The 21300-nt window shown below is 40.1% G+C and carries 23 protein-coding genes and 1 other annotated feature; all 23 genes read right to left on the bottom strand.

Features of this window, described 5'->3' with window-relative positions:
- Position 1: 1 nt before the first annotated feature.
- Entirely contained in the window at positions 2-343 is a 342-nt protein-coding gene (rplV, locus tag U9R83_RS00700; RefSeq protein ID WP_013054932.1) for a 50S ribosomal protein L22, read from the bottom strand.
- Between the two features lie 19 nt (positions 344-362).
- A complete protein-coding gene (gene rpsS, locus U9R83_RS00695; RefSeq protein ID WP_013054931.1) occupies positions 363-641 on the bottom strand; it encodes a 30S ribosomal protein S19 in 279 nt (92 codons plus the stop codon).
- A 57-nt stretch (positions 642-698) separates the two neighbouring features.
- Complete coding sequence (rplB, locus tag U9R83_RS00690; RefSeq protein WP_013081374.1) at positions 699-1529, bottom strand: 50S ribosomal protein L2; 831 nt, start codon at positions 1527-1529, stop codon at positions 699-701.
- Between the two features lie 27 nt (positions 1530-1556).
- Complete coding sequence (gene rplW / locus U9R83_RS00685) at positions 1557-1844, bottom strand: 50S ribosomal protein L23 (protein WP_013054929.1); 288 nt, start codon at positions 1842-1844, stop codon at positions 1557-1559.
- Positions 1844-2467: a 50S ribosomal protein L4 gene (gene rplD, locus U9R83_RS00680; protein ID WP_013081372.1), complete on the bottom strand. Its 624-nt coding sequence runs from the start codon at positions 2465-2467 to the stop codon at positions 1844-1846. Before rplD ends, rplW begins: the two co-directional genes overlap by 1 nt.
- Positions 2468-2495: 28 nt before the next feature.
- Positions 2496-3125 carry a 50S ribosomal protein L3 gene (gene rplC / locus U9R83_RS00675; protein WP_013054927.1) on the bottom strand — a complete coding sequence of 210 codons (630 nt, stop codon included), beginning with the start codon at positions 3123-3125 and terminating at the stop codon, positions 2496-2498.
- Between the two features lie 41 nt (positions 3126-3166).
- On the bottom strand, positions 3167-3475 hold the full coding sequence (gene rpsJ, locus U9R83_RS00670) for a 30S ribosomal protein S10 (RefSeq protein WP_013054926.1): 309 nt from the start codon (positions 3473-3475) through the stop codon (positions 3167-3169).
- A 315-nt stretch (positions 3476-3790) separates the two neighbouring features.
- Positions 3791-4981, bottom strand: coding sequence for an elongation factor Tu (gene tuf, locus U9R83_RS00665; protein WP_013054925.1), 1191 nt, complete (start codon positions 4979-4981; stop codon positions 3791-3793).
- A 116-nt stretch (positions 4982-5097) separates the two neighbouring features.
- Entirely contained in the window at positions 5098-7176 is a 2079-nt protein-coding gene (fusA, locus tag U9R83_RS00660) for an elongation factor G (RefSeq protein ID WP_028412663.1), read from the bottom strand.
- A gap of 57 nt (positions 7177-7233) precedes the next feature.
- Positions 7234-7704: a 30S ribosomal protein S7 gene (gene rpsG / locus U9R83_RS00655; protein WP_013054923.1), complete on the bottom strand. Its 471-nt coding sequence runs from the start codon at positions 7702-7704 to the stop codon at positions 7234-7236.
- 50 nt (positions 7705-7754) lie between these two features.
- A complete protein-coding gene (rpsL, locus tag U9R83_RS00650) occupies positions 7755-8177 on the bottom strand; it encodes a 30S ribosomal protein S12 (protein WP_013054922.1) in 423 nt (140 codons plus the stop codon).
- 99 nt (positions 8178-8276) lie between these two features.
- Entirely contained in the window at positions 8277-8525 is a 249-nt protein-coding gene (locus tag U9R83_RS00645; protein WP_013054921.1) for a 50S ribosomal protein L7ae-like protein, read from the bottom strand.
- A gap of 131 nt (positions 8526-8656) precedes the next feature.
- Entirely contained in the window at positions 8657-12250 is a 3594-nt protein-coding gene (rpoC, locus tag U9R83_RS00640) for a DNA-directed RNA polymerase subunit beta' (RefSeq protein WP_013054920.1), read from the bottom strand.
- A 62-nt stretch (positions 12251-12312) separates the two neighbouring features.
- The gene (gene rpoB / locus U9R83_RS00635; RefSeq protein ID WP_028412662.1) at positions 12313-15876 is read right to left on the bottom strand and encodes a DNA-directed RNA polymerase subunit beta; all 3564 of its coding nucleotides are present in this window, start codon (positions 15874-15876) and stop codon (positions 12313-12315) included.
- A 245-nt stretch (positions 15877-16121) separates the two neighbouring features.
- Positions 16122-16724, bottom strand: a complete 603-nt coding sequence (locus U9R83_RS00630) for a class I SAM-dependent methyltransferase (protein WP_013081367.1) — start codon at positions 16722-16724, stop codon at positions 16122-16124.
- Positions 16725-16836: 112 nt separating this feature from the next.
- Entirely contained in the window at positions 16837-17199 is a 363-nt protein-coding gene (rplL, locus tag U9R83_RS00625) for a 50S ribosomal protein L7/L12 (RefSeq protein ID WP_013054917.1), read from the bottom strand.
- A gap of 44 nt (positions 17200-17243) precedes the next feature.
- Positions 17244-17744 carry a 50S ribosomal protein L10 gene (rplJ, locus tag U9R83_RS00620; protein WP_013054916.1) on the bottom strand — a complete coding sequence of 167 codons (501 nt, stop codon included), beginning with the start codon at positions 17742-17744 and terminating at the stop codon, positions 17244-17246.
- A 40-nt stretch (positions 17745-17784) separates the two neighbouring features.
- Positions 17785-17928: a sequence feature (ribosomal protein L10 leader region), on the bottom strand.
- Positions 17929-17993: 65 nt separating this feature from the next.
- Entirely contained in the window at positions 17994-18689 is a 696-nt protein-coding gene (gene rplA, locus U9R83_RS00615; RefSeq protein WP_013054915.1) for a 50S ribosomal protein L1, read from the bottom strand.
- A gap of 110 nt (positions 18690-18799) precedes the next feature.
- The gene (rplK, locus tag U9R83_RS00610) at positions 18800-19225 is read right to left on the bottom strand and encodes a 50S ribosomal protein L11 (protein ID WP_013054914.1); all 426 of its coding nucleotides are present in this window, start codon (positions 19223-19225) and stop codon (positions 18800-18802) included.
- A 165-nt stretch (positions 19226-19390) separates the two neighbouring features.
- Positions 19391-19924: a transcription termination/antitermination protein NusG gene (nusG, locus tag U9R83_RS00605; protein WP_014462032.1), complete on the bottom strand. Its 534-nt coding sequence runs from the start codon at positions 19922-19924 to the stop codon at positions 19391-19393.
- Between the two features lie 195 nt (positions 19925-20119).
- Entirely contained in the window at positions 20120-20299 is a 180-nt protein-coding gene (gene secE / locus U9R83_RS00600; RefSeq protein ID WP_013054912.1) for a preprotein translocase subunit SecE, read from the bottom strand.
- A 53-nt stretch (positions 20300-20352) separates the two neighbouring features.
- Positions 20353-20502: a 50S ribosomal protein L33 gene (rpmG, locus tag U9R83_RS00595; RefSeq protein WP_013081365.1), complete on the bottom strand. Its 150-nt coding sequence runs from the start codon at positions 20500-20502 to the stop codon at positions 20353-20355.
- Between the two features lie 81 nt (positions 20503-20583).
- Complete coding sequence (gene sigH, locus U9R83_RS00590; RefSeq protein WP_013054910.1) at positions 20584-21234, bottom strand: RNA polymerase sporulation sigma factor SigH; 651 nt, start codon at positions 21232-21234, stop codon at positions 20584-20586.
- Positions 21235-21300: the final 66 nt, after the last annotated feature.

Below are 21300 nucleotides of genomic sequence, written 5' to 3'. Positions count from 1 at the left end.
ATTATCCCTCCTTCTTTTCTGATACCACGATTGTGATGTGGCTTGTGCGCTTGTTAATTTGGCTTGCACGTCCCATAGCGCGTGGACGGAAACGTTTTAAAGTTGGACCTTCGTTAACAAAAGCGTCAGTAATAACTAAATTGTTAGCGTCCATTTCATAATTGTGTTCTGCATTGGCAATAGCAGATTTTAATACTTTCTCAACGACTGGAGAAGCAGCCTTTGGCGTGTGAAGTAGCACTGCTAGCGCTTCACCCACTTGCTTACCTCGAATTAAATCTACAACTAAACGAACTTTACGAGGAGCAATACGTACTGTTCTCGCGACAGCTTTAGCTTGCATTTAAAAGCCTCCTCTCATATTAGCGTCTTGTTTTCTTATCATCACTTGCGTGACCTTTGTAAGTACGAGATGGTGCGAATTCACCAAGTTTGTGACCTACCATGTCTTCAGTAACATAAACTGGTACATGTTTACGACCGTCATATACAGCAATTGTATGACCAATGAACTGAGGGAAGATAGTTGAACGACGAGACCAAGTTTTTACTACTTGCTTGCTGTCAGTTTCGTTTAACTTCTCAATTTTGTTGATTAAATGGTCATCTACAAAAGGTCCTTTCTTTAAGCTGCGACCCATAAATGAACCTCCCTTCGTGATTGTCCTACGGTTCGTTTGAACCGTAGCTCAATCCCGTTATTTTTTACGACGACGAACGATAAATTTATCGGATTTGTTTTTCTTCTTACGAGTTTTGTAACCAAGTGTTGGTTTACCCCATGGACTCATTGGAGACTTACGTCCGATTGGAGAACGTCCTTCACCACCACCGTGTGGGTGATCGTTAGGGTTCATTACAGAACCACGTACAGTTGGACGGATACCTAACCAACGAGAACGACCGGCTTTACCGATGTTGATTAACTCGTGTTGTTCGTTACCAACTTGACCTACAGTTGCACGACAAGTTGCAAGGATCATGCGTACTTCACCAGAAGTTAAACGTACTAATACGTATTTACCTTCTTTACCAAGTACTTGAGCAGATGTACCTGCAGAACGAACTAATTGTCCACCTTTACCAGGTTTCAATTCGATGTTGTGTACTACTGTACCAACAGGAATGTTAGCTAAAGGAAGCGCGTTACCTACTTTAATGTCAGCTTCAGGACCTGACATAACTTCTAAACCTACTTTTAGGTTTTTAGGAGCAAGGATGTAACGTTTTTCACCATCAGCATAATGAATTAATGCGATGTTAGCTGAACGGTTTGGATCATATTCGATTGTAGCAACGCGTCCAGGTATTCCATCTTTATCGCGTTTAAAATCGATGATACGGTATTGACGCTTGTGCCCACCACCTTGGTGACGAACAGTCAATTTACCTTGGTTGTTACGACCACCTTTTCTCTTGACAGGTGCAAGTAACGATTTTTCTGGTTTGTCAGTAGTAATTTCAGCGAAATCAGAAACTGACATGCCACGACGACCATTTGAGGTTGGTTTATACTTTTTAATCGCCATCTCAATTTCCCTCCTTCTCTAGTAATCTTAAGCTTCGAAGAATTCGATTTCGTTGCTCTCTTGAGTTAGTGTTACTACCGCTTTACGACGACGGTTAGTAAGACCACTGTAGCGACCTACACGCTTGAATTTACCTTTGTAGTTCATGATGTTTACTTTTTCAACTTTTACGTCAAAGATTTTTTCGATAGCATCTTTAACCTCAGTTTTATTAGCTCTTACATCAACATCAAACGTATATTTTTTCTCAGCCATTAAGTCTGTTGAACGTTCTGTAATTACGGGGCGCTTAATAATATCACGAGGATCTTTCATTATGCAAGCACCTCCTCTACTTTTTCAACTGCGTCTTTAGTGATTACAAGCTTATCATGGTTCATAACGTCTAATACGCTTAAACCATTAGCTGCAACAACTGTTACACCAGGAATATTACGTGCTGAAAGTGCAACATTTTCGTTAAGATCCGCAGTTACTACTAATGCTTTGCGTTCTACTGTTAGGTTTTTAAGAACTGCTACCATTTCTTTTGTTTTTGGAGCGTCAAAAGAAAGAGCTTCAAGAACAACGATGCTGTTATCTTGAGCTTTAGTTGATAATGCAGACTTAATTGCTAAACGACGAACTTTTTTAGGTAATTTGTAGCTATAGCTTCTTGGAACTGGACCAAATACTACGCCACCACCACGCCATTGTGGAGAACGGATAGATCCTTGACGAGCACGACCAGTACCTTTTTGACGCCATGGCTTACGGCCACCGCCTCTTACTTCAGAACGATTTTTAACTTTAGAAGTACCTTGACGTTGAGATGCGCGTTGCATTACGATCGCGTCGAAAAGTACTTTGTTGTTTGGTTCGATACCGAAAACGGCATCTTGAAGTTCGATTTCTCCAACGTTTTCACCGTTTTGGTTAAACAATGCTACTTTTGGCATTGGTTATTCCTCCTTTCTCGAAGAATTATTATTTAGATTTAACTGCAGATTTAACAGTAACTAGAGATTTTCTAGCTCCTGGCACGTTACCTTTTACTAATAAAAGATTGCGTTCTGCGTCAACTTTAACGATTGATAAGTTTTGCACAGTGATGCGCTCTCCACCCATGCGTCCTGGTAATAGTTTACCTTTGAATACGCGGTTTGGAGCTACAGGACCCATTGAACCTGGGCGACGGTGGTAGCGAGAACCATGAGACATAGGTCCGCGAGATTGTCCGTGGCGTTTAATAGCACCTTGGAAACCTTTACCTTTTGAGATTCCTGTTACATCAATTACATCGCCTTCTGCGAAAATATCAACCTTGACTTCTTGACCAACTTCATATGCTGAAGCGTCCACACCGCGTAACTCACGGATGAAGCGCTTAGGAGCAGTATTAGCTTTAGTAGCATGTCCTTTTGCAGGTTTGTTAGATAGTTTTTCACGGATATCTTCGAAACCTAATTGGATTGCTTCGTAACCGTCTGTCTCAGCGTTTTTAACTTGAAGAACTACGTTAGCAGAAGCTTCAATTACTGTTACTGGGATCAAGTCACCATTTTCAGCAAATACTTGAGTCATACCGATCTTTCTTCCTAAGATTCCTTTGGCCATTAGTCACACCTCCTAAGTATCTTTTCATTCTTTATTTTAAATTAAAGTTTAATTTCGATATCTACACCAGATGGTAAGTCTAAACGCATTAATGAATCAACAGTTTGTGGTGTTGGATTCACGATATCAATTAAGCGTTTATGCGTGCGCATTTCGAACTGCTCACGAGAATCTTTATATTTGTGTACTGCACGTAGAATTGTATAAATTGATTTTTCAGTCGGTAATGGAATCGGACCAGATACAGCCGCACCAGAACGTTTTGCAGTTTCTACGATTTTCTCAGCAGATTGATCAAGAATTCTGTGATCATATGCTTTTAAACGAATGCGAATTTTTTCTTTTGCCATTATTTTCCCTCCTTTTTCGCCTATTTTACAATAGACATTCTCCGCGGAAATTTCCCCACACTCGCCATGGCAAAGCGGCCGGGTGTGTCGGCAACCTTCCGCATCATCGCAGTCAAAGACCAACATTTTTATTATACTAAAAATGGGTTCATATTGCAACAATAAAGTTAAAAAACTTTTTCATGTGTCGCACACTTTTTTCATTATATATAAAAGGAGATCATTTTGCAAGTGTAATAGTAAAAACTATCTTTACCTTTTATCACCAAATAAAAAAGGAGTAGGTTACCCTACTCCCTTTACTGAAACGAGAAATTACTCGCTGATTTTAGCTACAACGCCAGCGCCTACTGTACGTCCACCTTCACGGATTGAGAATTTAGTACCTTCTTCAATCGCGATTGGAGCGATAAGTTCAACAGTCATTTCGATGTTGTCGCCAGGCATTACCATTTCTACGCCTTCAGGTAAGTTACAAATACCAGTTACATCAGTTGTACGGAAGTAGAACTGTGGACGGTAGTTTGTGAAGAATGGAGTGTGACGTCCACCTTCGTCTTTAGAAAGAACGTATACTTCAGCAGTAAATTTAGTGTGTGGAGTGATTGAGCCTGGTTTAGCTAATACTTGTCCACGTTGGATTTCTTCACGTGCTACACCACGAAGTAAAGCACCGATGTTGTCGCCAGCTTCAGCATAGTCAAGAAGCTTACGGAACATTTCTACACCTGTTACAGTAGTAGATTTTGGCTCTTCAGTTAAACCGATGATGTCGATAACGTCACCAACTTTAACTTGTCCACGCTCTACACGACCTGTAGCAACTGTACCACGACCAGTGATTGAGAATACGTCCTCAACTGGCATCATGAATGGTTTTTCAGTGTCACGTTCTGGAGTTGGGATGTACTCATCAACAGCGTCCATAAGCTCGATGATTTTAGCTTCCCAATCAGCGTCGCCTTCAAGAGCTTTAAGAGCAGAACCTTTGATTACTGGTACATCGTCACCAGGGAAGTCGTATTCAGAAAGAAGGTCACGTACTTCCATTTCTACTAATTCAAGTAACTCTTCGTCGTCTACCATGTCACATTTGTTTAAGAATACAACTAGGTAAGGTACACCTACTTGACGAGAAAGAAGGATGTGCTCACGAGTTTGTGGCATTGGACCATCAGCAGCAGATACTACTAAGATACCGCCATCCATTTGAGCAGCACCAGTGATCATGTTTTTAACATAGTCAGCATGTCCTGGGCAGTCAACGTGTGCATAGTGACGAGTGTCAGTTTCATACTCAACGTGTGCAGTTGAGATTGTGATTCCACGCTCGCGCTCTTCTGGAGCAGCGTCGATCATGTCGTAAGCCATTGCTGCACCTTTACCACTTTTCTTAGCAAGAACAGTAGTGATAGCAGCTGTTAAAGTTGTTTTACCATGGTCAACGTGACCAATTGTACCGATATTGGCATGTGTTTTTGAACGGTCGAATTTTTCCTTAGCCATTCGAAAATCCTCCTTAAAATTCATGTAGTTTATGGTTTATGAGGCCGTGAAAGGGAATGAGCTCCACTTTCACAGCGTACATAAGTAGTTATACTTCAATAAAGAGTGAAAATCAATTATTCACCTTTATTTTTTTTAATAATTTCTTCTGAAATTGATTTAGGAACTTCTTCGTAGTGATCGAAGTGCATAGAATATGTTCCGCGACCTTGAGTGTTTGAACGTAATGCAGTTGCATAACCAAACATTTCAGAAAGTGGAACGAATGCACGTACAACTTGAGCGTTACCGCGTGCTTCCATACCTTCTACACGTCCACGACGAGACGTAACGTCACCCATGATATCTCCTAAGTATTCGTCAGGGATAACAACTTCAACCTTCATCATTGGTTCAAGGATAGCTGGGTTACATTTTGATACTGCGTTTTTAAGAGCCATAGAAGCGGCAATTTTAAACGCCATCTCACTTGAGTCAACGTCATGGTAAGATCCATCAACTAAAGCAGCTTTGATATCGATTAATGGATATCCAGCAAGAACACCGTTTTGTAATGCATCTTCAAGACCAGCTTGAACTGCAGGGATGTATTCACGTGGAACTACACCACCAACGATTTTGTTCTCAAATTCAAAGCCTTTTCCTTCTTCGTTAGGTTCGAACTCAATCCAAACGTGACCGAATTGTCCACGACCACCAGATTGACGAGCGAATTTACCTTCAACTTTCGCACCAGCGCGGAAAGTTTCACGGTAAGCTACTTGAGGAGCACCAACGTTTGCTTCTACTTTGAATTCGCGACGCATACGGTCAACGATGATATCAAGGTGAAGCTCACCCATACCAGAGATGATGATTTGACCAGTCTCTGTATTAGTTTCCGCACGGAAAGTTGGATCTTCTTCTTGTAACTTTTGAAGAGCTGTAGTCATTTTATCTTGGTCAGCTTTTGATTTTGGCTCAACAGATAAAGAGATAACTGGCTCTGGGAATTCCATAGACTCAAGAATTACAAGACTCTTTTCGTCACATAGAGTATCACCAGTAGAAGTATCTTTTAATCCTACAGCTGCCGCGATATCTCCAGCGTATACTTCAGAAATCTCTTCACGAGAGTTAGCATGCATTTGTAGGATACGACCTACACGCTCACGCTTACCTTTTGTAGAGTTTTTGATGTATGAACCAGAGCTTAGTACACCAGAGTACACACGGAAGAATGTTAATTTACCAACATAAGGGTCCGTCATAACTTTGAACGCTAATGCTGAGAAAGGAGCGTTGTCGCTAGACTCACGCGTAACTTCTTCTTCTGTGTCAGGTACGATACCTTGGATTGCTGGTACATCAACTGGAGATGGTAGGTAATCAATTACCGCATCTAGCATTAATTGTACACCTTTGTTTTTGAATGCTGAACCACAGATAACTGGGTAGAATTCAACGTCACAAGTACCTTTACGGATACCAGCTTTTAGTTCTTCAACTGTAAGCTCGCCTTCGTCTAAGTACTTCATCATTAATTCTTCGTCAAGTTCTGCAACAGCTTCTACTAGGCTTGCACGGTATTCTTCAGCTTGCTCTTTGTATTCCTCAGGAATTTCACGAGATTCTGAACGAGTACCTAAGTCGTCTTCGTAGAAGTATGCTTTCATTTCCACAAGGTCAATGATTGCTTCGAAGTCATCTTCAGCACCGATTGGCAACTGAATTGGGTGAGCATTTGCACCTAAACGATCGTGGATCGTTTTTACAGAGTACAAGAAGTCAGCACCAATTTTGTCCATTTTGTTAACGAATACGACACGGGGAACACCGTACGTAGTCGCTTGACGCCATACTGTTTCTGTTTGAGGCTCAACACCAGATTGAGCATCAAGAACTGCCACAGCGCCATCAAGTACACGTAATGAACGCTCAACTTCAACAGTGAAGTCTACGTGTCCAGGAGTATCGATGATGTTAACGCGGTGACCTTTCCAAGAAGCAGTTGTCGCAGCAGACGTGATAGTAATACCACGTTCTTGCTCTTGCTCCATCCAGTCCATTTGTGAAGCTCCTTCATGAGTTTCACCAATTTTATGGATACGGCCAGTATAATAAAGAACACGCTCAGTTGTTGTTGTTTTACCAGCATCAATGTGAGCCATGATCCCAATATTACGAGTGTTTTCTAAGGAGAACTCTCTTGCCATCTTAGGTATTTCTCCTTCCATATTATAATTTGTTTTTTAAAAAGTTTCGTTAAAAGATTACCAACGGTAATGAGCAAATGCTTTATTAGCTTCTGCCATTTTGTGAGTATCTTCACGTTTCTTAACTGCAGCACCAGTGTTGTTAGCTGCATCAAGGATTTCGTTAGCTAAACGCTCTTCCATCGTTTTTTCTCCACGAAGACGAGCATAGTTTACTAACCAACGAAGACCTAAAGTAGTACGACGCTCTGGGCGTACTTCTACAGGAACTTGGTAGTTAGAACCCCCTACACGGCGTGCTCTAACTTCTAGTACAGGCATGATGTTTTTAAGAGCTTGGTCGAATACTTCCATAGCTTCTTTACCACTGCGCTCTTGTACTAAATCGAATGCTCTATAAAGAATAGCTTGTGACTTACCGCGCTTTCCATCAAGCATCATTTTGTTGATTAAGCGAGATACAAGCTTAGAATTGTAAATCGGATCTGGTAATACGTCTCTTTTTGCAACAGGTCCCTTACGTGGCATTCTACTTCCTCCTTTCACTTTTAAAAGTTTATCTATTAATTGTTAAGCTATTATTTTTTAGCTGCTTTTGGTCGCTTAGTACCATATTTAGAACGACCTTGCATACGGCCATCCACACCAGCAGTATCAAGTGCACCACGTACGATATGGTAACGTACCCCTGGTAAATCTTTTACACGTCCACCGCGGATAAGTACCACGCTGTGTTCTTGTAAGTTGTGACCAATACCTGGGATATAAGCTGTTACCTCGATACCGTTTGTTAAACGTACACGAGCATATTTACGAAGAGCCGAGTTCGGTTTCTTCGGTGTCATAGTACCCACACGTGTACATACACCACGTTTTTGTGGAGAAGATTGGTTAGTTTGAGCTTTTTTGAAGCTGTTGTAACCTCTGTTTAAAGCAGGTGAGTCAGATTTTTTACCTTTACTCACACGACCATTACGGATTAATTGGTTAATAGTAGGCATTTAAATTTTCCTCCTTTCGCCTTTTGTAAGACCACACATCCAGGTGGTTCATTTTTTAGCAAAAAACAAAGTCTTTGAAACTAAAAGTTCAAAAACGTGTTAACTAATAATTGCAACAGTTGCAGCGTTAACTTCTATCCTACAAGCTTGACCAAGCTTTCGCATAGAAGGGACATACGTATACGGAACGTTTTCTTGCTGTGCCGTTTTTGCCACAATGGATGTGACATAAAAATCAGCGTCTTCAGCAATGATGACTTCCTTTACTGTACCTTTTTTTAATGCTTTCACCGTCTGCTTTGTTCCTACAATAATATGATCAGCCTGTAATACTTTTTCATAAGACATTATCATATCCTCCAAAGTAACAGGTAGTTTATAGGAGCACCTTTGATATAGTATCATTCCCTAGAATGGATGTCAACTAACGTTTCGTAGTTTTTTTAAAAAACATCCATTCTAGAGTAATGATTTTATAATTAGTCGATTGTTACCGTTTCTTCGGCTTGGTTTTTGATTGGTTCAGCATTACGATATCTCGTCATACCTGTACCAGCCGGAACTAGCTTACCAATGATAACATTCTCTTTAAGTCCAAGCAACTCATCACGTTTTCCTTTGATTGCAGCATCCGTAAGAACACGCGTTGTTTCTTGGAATGATGCAGCAGATAAGAAGGAATCAGTTTCAAGAGATGCTTTTGTAATACCAAGTAATACAGGACGACCTGTCGCTGGACGATTGCCTTCAAGTAATACTTTTTCATTTGCATCAGTGAATTGGTGAATATCAAGTAACGAACCTGGTAATACATCTGTATCTCCTGAATCCATTACGCGCACTTTACGAAGCATTTGGCGAACCATTACCTCTACGTGCTTATCTCCAATTTCTACCCCTTGCATACGGTATACTTTTTGCACCTCACGAAGCAAGTACTCTTGTACAGCCGTGATGTCTTTTACTTTTAGTAATTCTTTAGGATCAATTGAACCTTCCGTTAATTCTTGACCACGTGCAATGCGCTGTCCTTCAATAACTTTCAGACGTGCACTGTACGGAGCTGTGTAAGAACGAGTTTCAATCTCTCCTTGAACAGTAATTTCGTGTTGACGATCGCGTCCTTCAGAAATCCCGGCAATTGTACCTTCAATTTCAGAAATAACGGCTTGACCTTTAGGGTTACGCGCTTCGAAGATCTCTTGGATACGCGGTAAACCTTGAGTGATATCGTCTCCAGCAACCCCACCTGTATGGAATGTACGCATCGTTAACTGTGTACCTGGCTCACCGATAGATTGAGCAGCGATGATACCAACTGCTTCACCCACTTCAACTTCTGAACCAGTTGCAAGGTTACGACCGTAACATTTTTTACATACACCGTGGCGAGTGTTACATGTGAATGCAGAACGAATCCATACTTCTTCAACACCAGCATCCACAATTGTTTCAGCTAAGTCTTCTGTAATTAGTTCGTTTTCTTTCACTAACACTTCGTTTGTTCCTGGGTGAAGTACTGTTTTTCTTGCATAACGTCCAATTAGACGCTCATCAAGTTTTTCAATTTCTTCTGTTCCTTCTTTGATTGCAACAGCCAGAATACCGCGATCTGTACCACAGTCGTCATCACGTACGATAACGTCTTGTGCCACGTCAACCAGACGACGAGTAAGGTAACCAGAGTCAGCTGTTTTAAGAGCCGTATCGGCAAGACCTTTACGTGCACCATGGGTAGAGATAAAGTACTCTAATACTGTTAAACCTTCACGGAAACTAGATTTGATTGGTAACTCAATGATACGACCAGACGGGTTGGCCATTAGTCCACGCATACCTGCAAGCTGAGTGAAGTTAGATGCGTTACCACGGGCACCAGAGTCACTCATCATGAAGATTGGGTTGCGTTTGTCTAATGACGCCATTAATTTACCTTGGATAACGTCTTTCGCGCTGCTCCATACAGAGATAACACGGTCATAACGCTCATCTTCAGTAATTAAACCGCGACGGAATTGTTTTAGTACGTTATCTACTTTAGCTTGCGCTTCTGTTAAGATAACTTCTTTTTCTCCTAAAACCACGATATCAGCTACACCAACTGTAATACCAGCTTTAGTAGAATATTTGAAACCTAGGTCTTTCATGCGGTCAAGCATTTTAGAAGTCTCAGTAATTTTGAAACGTTTAAATACTTCAGCGATGATATTTCCTAAGATTTTTTTCTTGAACGGTGCGATAGCCGGTTGATTCTTGATGAATTCCTTCACGTCTGCACCTTTTTCAACAAAATACTTCTCAGGAGTTTTCACTTCTAAGTTTTCTCTTGTTGGTTCGTTAATGTATGGGAACGATTTTGGTAAAATTTCGTTGAAAACTAATTTACCAACCGTTGTAACAAGCAATTGTTGATTTTGTGCTTCTGTAAACGTTTCGTTGTTTAAAGAACCTGCATACACAGCTACACGTGTATGAAGATGCACATAACCGTTTTGGTACGCTAATAGTGCTTCGTTCGTATCTTTGAACACCATACCTTCTCCAACTGCCTCTTCACGCTCAAGTGTTAAGTAGTAGTTACCTAATACCATATCCTGTGAAGGTGTAACAACTGGTTTACCATCTTTAGGGTTCAAGATATTTTGAGCAGCAAGCATTAAGATACGTGCTTCTGCTTGTGCTTCTGCAGATAATGGAACGTGAACCGCCATTTGGTCACCGTCAAAGTCAGCGTTATATGCTGTACATACAAGCGGGTGAAGACGGATAGCGCGACCTTCTACAAGCGTAGGTTCAAATGCTTGAATACCTAGTCTGTGTAGAGTTGGTGCACGGTTTAAAAGAACTGGATGCTCTTTAATAACCGATTCTAATACGTCCCATACTTCAGGTTGCACACGTTCAATTTTACGTTTTGCACTCTTGATGTTATGAGCTAAACCGCGTTCAACAAGCTCTTTCATTACGAAAGGTTTGAAAAGCTCTAACGCCATTTCTTTTGGAAGACCACATTGATACATCTTTAAGTTCGGACCTACAACGATTACCGAACGGCCAGAGTAGTCAACACGTTTACCTAACAAGTTTTGACGGAAGCGACCTTGCTTACCTTTTAACATGTGAGAAAGAGATTTTAATGGACGGTTACCTGGTCCTGTTACCGGACGGCCGCGACGACCATTATCGATTAATGCATCTACAGCTTCTTGAAGCATACGCTTTTCGTTTTGAACGATGATGCTAGGAGCTCCAAGGTCTAATAAACGCTTTAAGCGGTTGTTACGGTTAATTACACGGCGATATAAATCATTTAGATCAGACGTAGCAAAGCGTCCACCATCTAATTGAACCATTGGACGAAGTTCTGGCGGAATAACCGGTAGAACGTCTAAAATCATCCAAGAAGGTTCGTTACCAGAATGACGGAAAGCCTCTAGTACTTCTAAACGTTTAATAGCACGTGTACGACGTTGACCTTGAGCAGTTTTCAATTCTTCTTTTAAAGCATCTACTTCTTTATCAAGATCAATGTCATGTAATAATTTCTTAACAGCTTCAGCACCCATTGCTGCATGGAAAGTTTGTCCGTACTTCTCACGATACGCACGGTACTCTTTCTCTGATAAAAGCTGTTTCTTTTCAAGTGGTGTATCACCAGCATCCGTTACTACATAAGAAGCAAAATAAATGATTTCCTCTAGCGCACGAGGGGACATGTCTAAGACAAGTCCCATGCGGCTAGGAATACCTTTGAAGTACCAAATATGTGAAACAGGTGCAGCTAGTTCGATGTGACCCATACGTTCACGACGAACTTTTGCGCGCGTAACTTCTACGCCACAACGATCACATACAACACCTTTATAACGAACGCGCTTATATTTTCCGCAGTGACATTCCCAGTCTTTTTGTGGACCAAAAATACGCTCACAGAATAAGCCGTCTTTTTCAGGTTTTAACGTACGATAGTTGATCGTTTCAGGTTTTTTTACCTCACCGTACGACCAAGAACGAATTTTATCTGGCGAAGCTAGACCGATTTTCATATACTCAAAGTTATTTACATCTAGCAAGGAGCCTACCTCCCTTTTAATCTACAGGTTTTTTCCCTTAACGTTTATATGAAAGTAATTCCTTACTCTTTTGTGACAGGATCTTTTTGTCCTTCAGAAAGGCTTTCTTCGTTATCTGCAATAATTGATTCTGTTGGTTGCTCATGGTCCTCTTCTGAGTCCATGATATCAATTTCTTGCTCGTCAGCAGAAAGCATCTTCACATCCATACCTAAACTTTGTAGTTCTTTAATCAATACTTTGAACGATTCAGGTATGCCAGGTTCTGGAATGTTTTCACCTTTAACAATTGCTTCGTATGTTTTCACACGACCTACTACGTCGTCTGATTTCACTGTTAAGATCTCTTGTAATGTGTAAGCAGCACCGTATGCTTCAAGTGCCCATACTTCCATCTCACCAAAACGCTGTCCACCGAACTGCGCTTTACCACCAAGTGGTTGCTGTGTAACAAGTGAGTATGGTCCAGTAGAACGAGCGTGAAGTTTATCGTCTACCATGTGAGCAAGTTTGATCATGTACATGATTCCTACTGATACACGGTTATCGAATGGTTCACCTGTTCGACCATCATATAGAACTGTTTTAGCATCACGAGACATGCCAGCTTCTTCGATTGTTGCCCAAACATCTTCCTCACGCGCACCATCAAATACTGGAGACGCAACGTGAATGCCAAGCTTACGAGCAGCCATACCTAAATGAAGCTCTAGCACCTGACCGATGTTCATACGAGATGGTACCCCTAATGGGTTTAACATGATGTCAATTGGCGTACCGTCTGGTAGGTAAGGCATATCTTCTTCAGGTAAAATACGTGAAATTACACCTTTGTTACCGTGACGACCGGCCATTTTGTCACCTTCAGAAATTTTACGCTTCTGAACAATGTATACACGGACTAATTGGTTTACACCTGGTGGTAATTCGTCGCCATCTTCACGGTTGAAGACTTTAACATCAAGAATGATTCCACCGCCGCCGTGCGGTACACGAAGAGAAGTATCACGAACTTCACGCGCTTTTTCACCGAAAATAGCGTGTAGAAGACGTTCTTCAGCTGTTAGTTCTGTTACACCTTTTGGCGTTACTTTACCAACTAAAAGATCTCCATCTTTTACTTCTGCACCAATGCGGATGATTCCACGCTCATCTAAGTTGCGAAGCGCATCTTCACCTACGTTTGGAATGTCACGCGTAATTTCTTCAGGTCCAAGTTTCGTATCACGAGACTCAGATTCATATTCTTCAATATGAACAGACGTATATACATCGTCTTTCACAAGGCGTTCACTCATGATGATGGCATCCTCATAGTTGTAACCATCCCATGTCATGAAACCAACCATTACGTTTCGTCCTAAAGCAAGCTCACCTTTTTCCATTGAAGGACCATCGGCTAAGATCTCACCTTTTACTACTTCGTCGCCAACTGAAACAATTGGACGCTGGTTGTAACAAGTACCTTGGTTAGAACGAACAAATTTTAATAGTTTGTATTGATCTAAGTTACCTTTAACTTTTTGTCCGTCTACTTCTTCATAGCGGCGAACAAAAATTTGTTTTGCTTCTACGCGCTCTACAACGCCAGGATATTTACAAATCACGGCTGCACCAGAGTCTTTACCAGATACGTATTCCATACCTGTACCTACGATTGGTGCTTCAGGATTTAATAAAGGTACTGCTTGACGTTGCATGTTCGCACCCATTAATGCACGGTTAGAGTCATCGTTCTCTAAGAATGGGATACATGCTGTAGCGGCAGATACAACTTGTTTTGGTGATACATCCATATAGTCTAAACGATCGCGACGGATAACCGTGTTTTCTCCACGGAAACGTGCAACGACATTTTCATCTAAGAATGAACCATCATCACCTAGACGAGCGTTCGCTTGGGCTACAACATAGTTATCTTCTTCATCAGCTGTTAAGTAGTCAATTCGCTCTGTCACTTTACCTGTTTCAGGATCGATACGACGGTAAGGTGTTTCGATGAAACCGAATTTGTTTACTTTTGCATAAGAAGAAAGTGAGTTGATTAACCCGATATTCGGACCCTCTGGCGTTTCAATCGGACACATACGGCCATAGTGGGAGTAGTGAACGTCACGCACTTCGAAACCAGCGCGCTCACGCGTTAAACCACCAGGTCCTAAAGCTGAAAGACGACGTTTGTGCGTCAATTCGCCTAATGGATTCGTTTGATCCATGAACTGTGATAATTGAGAACTTCCAAAGAACTCTTTAATCGCCGCAATAACTGGGCGAATATTAATTAACTGTTGAGGTGTGATTGTATTCGTGTCTTGAATTGACATTCTTTCACGAACAACACGTTCCATACGAGATAAACCGATACGGAATTGGTTTTGTAACAATTCACCTACAGAACGCAGACGACGGTTACCTAAGTGGTCGATATCATCTGTGTCTCCTACTTGATGAAGCAAGTTAAAGAAGTAACTGATTGATGCTAAAATATCAGCAGGTGTGATATTTTTAACTTCTTCTGTTACATATGCGTTACCTGATACAGTGATGACTTTTTCACCTTCTGGATCATTTGGCGCATAAATCTTAATAGATTGTAATGTAACATCGTCTTCTACTACTCCACCAACCGGACTATAAGTTTTGAAGTTTACTCCACCTTCAAGCATCGGAATCAAGCGATCTAGCAGACGGCGATCAATCATTGCGCCTTTTTCTGCAATAATTTCACCTGTTTCAGGATCAACTAATGTTTCAGCTAGCTTTTGATTAAATAAGCGATGTTTGATATGAAGCTTTTTATTAATTTTATAGCGACCTACGTTCGCTAAGTCATATCGTTTTGGATCAAAGAAGCGAGATACTAATAGAGACTTCGCATTCTCAACTGTCGGTGGTTCACCCGGACGTAAACGCTCATAGATTTCTAATAGCGCTTTTTCCGTTGTTTCCGTATTATCTTTTTCAAGCGTATTACGGATGTATTCATTATCACCGATTAAATCGATAATCTCTTGGTCAGAACCGAAACCTAGCGCGCGTAACAGCACTGTTACTGGCAGTTTACGAGTACGATCAATACGCACGTATACTACATCTTTTGCATCAGTTTCATATTCTAGCCATGCACCACGGTTAGGGATAACAGTTGCTGTATATCCTTTTTTACCGTTTTTATCAAGCTTTCCACTATAGTAAACACTTGGTGAACGAACCAACTGTGATACGATAACACGCTCAGCACCATTAATTACAAAGGTACCTGTTTCGGTCATCAATGGGAAATCTCCCATGAACACATCTTGGTCTTTTACTTCACCTGTTTCTTTATTAATTAACCGCACCTTAACACGAAGAGGTGCTGCATAAGTTACATCACGTTCTTTAGACTCTCCTACTGAATACTTTGGCTCACCTAAGCTGTAATCAATAAATTCTAGTGATAAGTTACCTGTAAAATCATCAATTGGAGAAATATCTTGGAACATTTCTCGTAAACCTTCATCTAAAAACCATTGGTATGAAGCCGTTTGAATCTCGATTAAGTTCGGTAACTCTAAAACTTCACTAATACGAGCATAACTTCTGCGTTGGCGGTGGCGTCCATACTGAACTAGTTGACCTGTCAACTGATTCACCCCTCAAATCAAGCGTTATTATTCAAAATATATAATAAACCATATGTTTATTATTGAACAAAAGAAAAATGGTCTCTTTAAATAGAAAACCACAATTTCATAAAAACGTACTATTGATTTTATTAGTTTTTCCCATATAATTCAAAATTATACCTTTTATTTTATGTATAACCCGAGCTTATATGGAATATTTATATATTGGCATTTTATAATGCTAACATACTAAAAAATATTAGTCAACATTTTTTAGCACATATGATATAATACCCTTTTTTCTTTTCTACTACTTCTACTTCATTAAATAGAGATTCTAATTTCGCAAGAGCAGATGGTGCTCCTTGCTTTTTCTGAATCACAATCCAAAGTTCTCCTTGGTCAGCAAGGTGATCTAATGACTTTTCTAGAATTTCATGAACAACTTTTTTACCCGCACGGATCGGCGGATTACTAAGAATAGCTGCAAAATTCGTTTCCTTCACATTTTCATAGCAAGAGCTTTGATAGATTGAAACATTTGATACTGAATTAACTTCAGCATTTTTTTGAGCTAGTGCTAATGCACGTTCATTAACATCAACCATATGAACGTTTCTTTGGCTGTCCTCTTTTGCAAGTGCCAACCCAATTGGGCCATATCCGCACCCAACATCCAGAAGCGGGCCGGGACTCTCGGGCATTTGAAACGTTTCAATTAACAGGCGCGATCCAAAATCGATCTCTTTTTTTGAAAAAACACCGCGGTCACTCGTAAATGAAAAAGAGGTTCCTCTCAATTCAAATGAAAAGCGCTCTTCATTACTTGCAGACGATGGTGTATTAGAAAAATAATGTTCTGTCAAAATAGAACCTCCTAATCAATATGTTCTTCTTTACTATAAATGAAAAGGATGACAGAAGCAAAAAAGCTCGCTTGTACAAGCGAGCTTTTTTATATCAGTTGTTAAGCAGTAATTACTTAACTTCTACAGAAGCGCCAACTTCTTCAAGTTTAGCTTTTGCTTCTTCAGCTTCTTCTTTAGAAATACCTTCTTTAAGAGCTTTTGGAGCGTTATCAACGATTTCTTTAGCTTCTTTTAAGCCAAGACCAGTGATTTCACGTACTACTTTGATAACTTTGATTTTTTGTCCGCCAGCACTTTCAAGTACTAGGTCAAATTCAGTTTTCTCAGCAGCAGCTTCACCAGCAGCACCGCCAGCTACAGCTACAGGAGCAGCAGCAGTTACGCCAAATTCTTCTTCGATTGCTTTTACTAAATCGTTAAGTTCTAAAACAGTCATATTTTTAACTGCTTCAATGATTTGTTCTTGAGTCATTGTTAATTTCCTCCTTGTGATTGTGTTATATATAACAGACTAGATTATGCACCTTGTTCTTCTTTTTGATCTGCCACAGCTTTTGTAGCAAGAGCAAGGTTGCGAATTGGAGCTTGAAGCACGCTAAGCAACATAGAAAGTAAGCCTTCGCGAGATGGTAGTTCTGCAAGTGCTTTAATTTCTTCAACAGATGCAACATTACCTTCAATTACACCAGCTTTGATTTCTAACGCTTCGTGTTCTTTAGCGAAGTTGTTTAAAATTTTAGCTGGAGCAACAACATCTTCTCCACCAAATGCGATTGCATTTGGACCTACTAACGCATCATTAAGATCTGTTAGTTCAAGTTTTTCTACAGCACGGCGAGTTAAAGTGTTTTTGTAAACTTTGAACTCAATGCCTGCTTCACGTAATTGCTTACGAAGTTCAGTAACTTCAGCAACATTCAAACCACGGTAGTCAACGACAACTATTGAGTTACTCGCTTGAAGTTTTTCAGCAATTTCGTCTACGACTTGTTTCTTTTGTTCAATTACGTTGCTCATCTTTACACCTCCTGTAGATTTCCTTCCGTACACTCAGACAAGGTGCAATAAAAAACCTCCATGACAATAAAGACATGGAGGTGTAGTAAGCGAACCATAACGTTTCACTAATTTATCTCACACACCTCGGTAGGAAATTAAGCTTTGCAGCACCTACTGTCTACGGTACAAATGTTATTCTTTTTAACAACATTATCTATTATAATCAGGGACTTTCAAAAAGTCAACACCGATTTATTTCCAAATTTATTAAGCAGAGAATGAAGCAGTATCAACTTTGATACCAGGGCCCATTGTTGAAGTAACAGCTACGTTCTTCATGTATGTGCCTTTTGCTGCTGCCGGCTTAGCTTTTACCATAGTTTCGAAGATTGTAGTGAAGTTTTCAACTAACTTGCTCTCTTCGAAAGATACTTTACCGATTGGTACGTGGATGTTACCAGCTTTATCAACACGGTATTCTACTTTACCAGCTTTGATTTCGTTAACTGCTTTTTGAACATCAAATGTTACTGTACCAGTTTTAGGGTTTGGCATTAAACCTTTAGGTCCTAATACACGACCAAGTTTACCAACTTCACCCATCATGTCTGGAGTAGCTACGATTACATCGAACTCGAACCAACCTTGTTGGATTTTGTTGATGTAGTCAGCATCGCCAACGTAGTCAGCGCCTGCAGCTTCAGCTTCTTTAGCTTTTTCGCCTTTAGCGAATACTAATACACGTTGAGTTTTACCTGTACCGTTTGGTAGTACTACTGCACCACGAATTTGTTGGTCAGCTTTCTTAGGGTCAACTCCTAAACGGAATGCTACTTCTACAGTTGCATCAAATTTAGTTGTGTTTGTTTTCTTTACTAATTCAATCGCTTCTTGTACTGAATAAGTTTGTGTACGATCTACAAGCTTAGCAGCTTCAACGTACTTTTTACCTTTTTTAGCCATTTTTGTTTCCTCCTTATGTGGTTTTAACGGAATAACCTCCCACTAATAAAGGTTGCGAGCATAGGAAAACTTCCATTTCTCGCAACCTTCTAACACCCAATCAAATGGAATTAGTCTTCAACTACGATTCCCATACTGCGCGCTGTACCTTCTACCATGCGCATTGCAGATTCAACGCTAGCAGCGTTTAAGTCAGGCATTTTAGTTTCAGCAATCTCACGCACTTTGTCACGCTTGACTGTTGCAACTTTATTACGGTTTGGTTCACCAGAACCAGACTCAATACCAGCCGCTTTCTTAAGTAGTACAGCAGCAGGTGGAGTTTTCGTAATAAATGTAAATGAACGGTCTTCAAATACCGTGATTTCAACAGGAATGATAAGACCAGCTTGATCAGCTGTGCGAGCGTTAAACTCCTTACAGAAACCCATGATGTTAACACCGGCTTGACCTAATGCAGGACCAACTGGTGGCGCTGGATTTGCTTTACCTGCAGGAATTTGTAACTTAACAAGTTTAATTACTTTTTTAGCCACGAGACACACCTCCTTAAGTCCGTGATGTGGTAATAGGGCGATGCCCTCCCACTCAATGTTCTTTATATATAAAATAAAGAAATAGTTGTTTTAGTCTCTAGTTTTGAGACATACTGACTTATGAAATATTAACATTAAACTTCATGAATTGCAAGGTCTTACAGATTATATTTTTTCAATTTGTGTAAAGTCTAGCTCTACGGGCGTTTGTCTTCCGAACATATCTACATGAACCTTAACTTTACGTTTATCTGTATCAATTTCTTCAATGGTACCTTCGAAGTTTGCAAACGGACCTTCTTGAACCAATACTGTTTCTTTTAGTTCAAAGTCAAAGTCAGCATGCTGCTCGTCCATGCCCATTTGTTTTAAGATCATTTCTACTTCTTCTGGTAGAAGAGCAGTTGGCTTTGATCCAGAACCTGCTGAACCTACAAAGCCCGTAACACCAGGGGTATTACGAACTACATACCATGAATCATCCGTCATGATGATTTCAACTAACACGTACCCTGGAAATACTTTTTTCTTTGTAATCTTTTCTTTGTTGTTCTTAATTTCTCTTTCTTCTTCTTCAGGAACAACAACGCGGAAAATTTTATCTTGCATACCCATTGTTTCTACGCGCTTTTCTAAATTTGTTTTTACTTTATTTTCATATCCAGAATAAGTATGGACTACATACCAATTTTTCTCCATTTCTGAGGACTATACGTCCTTCCCTCCCAGCTCACTATAAAATAAGATGTCCTAATCTATTGCACAGACAACGCACTAGGAAAATAGTTGACTCCTAGCACAATCATTCTTAAAGCAAATTAAAAAACCCGTCTCCGGGCTTTTCTGAAAAAAACATAATTTAGCTTTATTATACCATGATTTAAGTCAATTTATTCAAGGGATTAAACGAATAAGTGACGAAATTCCGTAATCAACTACTACAAAAAAGAGTGTCATAAATACAACTGTAGAAATAACAGTAATTGTATAACGAGTTAGCTCATTTTTTTTAGGCCAACTTACCTTCTTCATCTCACGCCCAACATCACGCAAGAAATTTCCTACACGGTTCATGTTTGTAACCTCCAATAAATTAAAAGGGGTATTAGTCTGTGCAGATTATTGATCTACTTTGTTTCACGATGAATCGTATGTGCGTTACACGTTTTGCAAAACTTCTTCATTTCTAAACGCTCTTCGTTTTGCTGTGTGTTTTTCATAGTCGTATAGTTACGACTAGCGCATTGCACACACGCAAGTACAACTTTTTTACGCATAATGTCAACCACCTATAGAGTGATAATGTCTATAAAAAAGTATCACAGACTTTCTTAGCATGTCAATATGAGGATAGAAGGCTACATTGTGATTTCACGAATCTCGAGGTAGCGCTCTAATTTCCTCTTCACACGCTGAAGTGCATTATCGATGGATTTGACGTGGCGGTTTAACTCTTCTGAAATCTCTTGATAAGATTGACCATCTAAATAAAGAACAAGAACTTTTCGCTCAAGATCACTTAACAGTTCAGCCATCTTTAATTCAATATCATCAAACTTCTCTCGATTAATGAGCAATTCTTCTGGATTTGCTACTTTTGTCCCCGAAATAACATCCATTAAGGTTCGGTCGGACTCTTCATCATATATTGGCTTGTCCAATGATACATAAGAGTTTAATGGAATATGTTTTTGCCTTGTTGCGGTTTTAATAGCGGTAATAATTTGCCGGGTAATGCAAAGTTCAGCAAAAGCTTTAAAAGAAGTTAGCTTATCTTCTCTAAAATCTCTAATTGCCTTATATAACCCTATCATACCTTCTTGTACAATATCTTCACGGTCTGCCCCAATTAAAAAATATGACCGCGCCTTTGCTCGCACAAAGTTTTTGTATTTATGAATCAAATACTCTAATGCGTCAATATCGCCTTTATGCACAAGATCGACAACTGTTTCATCCTCTTGTTGTTCGAAATGAGCATGCAGTTTTCTCCCATAATTATCGCCCATATCGATCCCCCCGACCGCACAGTAGATAGAAATATTATACAGTAGCTAATTCCGTACCGTCAATAA

This window comes from Priestia sp. LL-8, assembly GCF_036227845.1.
GTDB classification, from domain to species: domain Bacteria; phylum Bacillota; class Bacilli; order Bacillales; family Bacillaceae_H; genus Priestia; species Priestia zanthoxyli.
Note: the sequence above shows the minus strand (reverse complement) of the source record. Positions and strands in the feature narration are given on the sequence as shown.

Excerpts from the sequence above, each read along its gene's own strand:
- rpsS (WP_013054931.1), bottom strand. The coding sequence starts at position 641 with ATGGGTCGCAGCTTAAAGAAAGGACCTTTTGTAGATGACCATTTAATC.
- sigH (WP_013054910.1), bottom strand. The coding sequence starts at position 21,234 with ATGGGCGATAATTATGGGAGAAAACTGCATGCTCATTTCGAACAACAA.
- rplV (WP_013054932.1), bottom strand. The coding sequence starts at position 343 with ATGCAAGCTAAAGCTGTCGCGAGAACAGTACGTATTGCTCCTCGTAAA.
- U9R83_RS00645 (WP_013054921.1), bottom strand. The coding sequence starts at position 8,525 with ATGTCTTATGAAAAAGTATTACAGGCTGATCATATTATTGTAGGAACA.
- rplC (WP_013054927.1), bottom strand. The coding sequence starts at position 3,125 with ATGGCCAAAGGAATCTTAGGAAGAAAGATCGGTATGACTCAAGTATTT.
- rpsJ (WP_013054926.1), bottom strand. The coding sequence starts at position 3,475 with ATGGCAAAAGAAAAAATTCGCATTCGTTTAAAAGCATATGATCACAGA.
- nusG (WP_014462032.1), bottom strand. The coding sequence starts at position 19,924 with ATGGAGAAAAATTGGTATGTAGTCCATACTTATTCTGGATATGAAAAT.
- rplA (WP_013054915.1), bottom strand. The coding sequence starts at position 18,689 with ATGGCTAAAAAAGGTAAAAAGTACGTTGAAGCTGCTAAGCTTGTAGAT.
- rplW (WP_013054929.1), bottom strand. The coding sequence starts at position 1,844 with ATGAAAGATCCTCGTGATATTATTAAGCGCCCCGTAATTACAGAACGT.
- rplD (WP_013081372.1), bottom strand. The coding sequence starts at position 2,467 with ATGCCAAAAGTAGCATTGTTTAACCAAAACGGTGAAAACGTTGGAGAA.
- fusA (WP_028412663.1), bottom strand. The coding sequence starts at position 7,176 with ATGGCAAGAGAGTTCTCCTTAGAAAACACTCGTAATATTGGGATCATG.
- tuf (WP_013054925.1), bottom strand. The coding sequence starts at position 4,981 with ATGGCTAAGGAAAAATTCGACCGTTCAAAAACACATGCCAATATCGGT.
- rplJ (WP_013054916.1), bottom strand. The coding sequence starts at position 17,744 with ATGAGCAACGTAATTGAACAAAAGAAACAAGTCGTAGACGAAATTGCT.
- rpsL (WP_013054922.1), bottom strand. The coding sequence starts at position 8,177 with ATGCCTACTATTAACCAATTAATCCGTAATGGTCGTGTGAGTAAAGGT.
- rpmG (WP_013081365.1), bottom strand. The coding sequence starts at position 20,502 with ATGCGTAAAAAAGTTGTACTTGCGTGTGTGCAATGCGCTAGTCGTAAC.
- rpsG (WP_013054923.1), bottom strand. The coding sequence starts at position 7,704 with ATGCCACGTAAGGGACCTGTTGCAAAAAGAGACGTATTACCAGATCCG.
- rplL (WP_013054917.1), bottom strand. The coding sequence starts at position 17,199 with ATGACTCAAGAACAAATCATTGAAGCAGTTAAAAATATGACTGTTTTA.
- secE (WP_013054912.1), bottom strand. The coding sequence starts at position 20,299 with ATGAACCGTGTAGGAAATTTCTTGCGTGATGTTGGGCGTGAGATGAAG.
- rplB (WP_013081374.1), bottom strand. The coding sequence starts at position 1,529 with ATGGCGATTAAAAAGTATAAACCAACCTCAAATGGTCGTCGTGGCATG.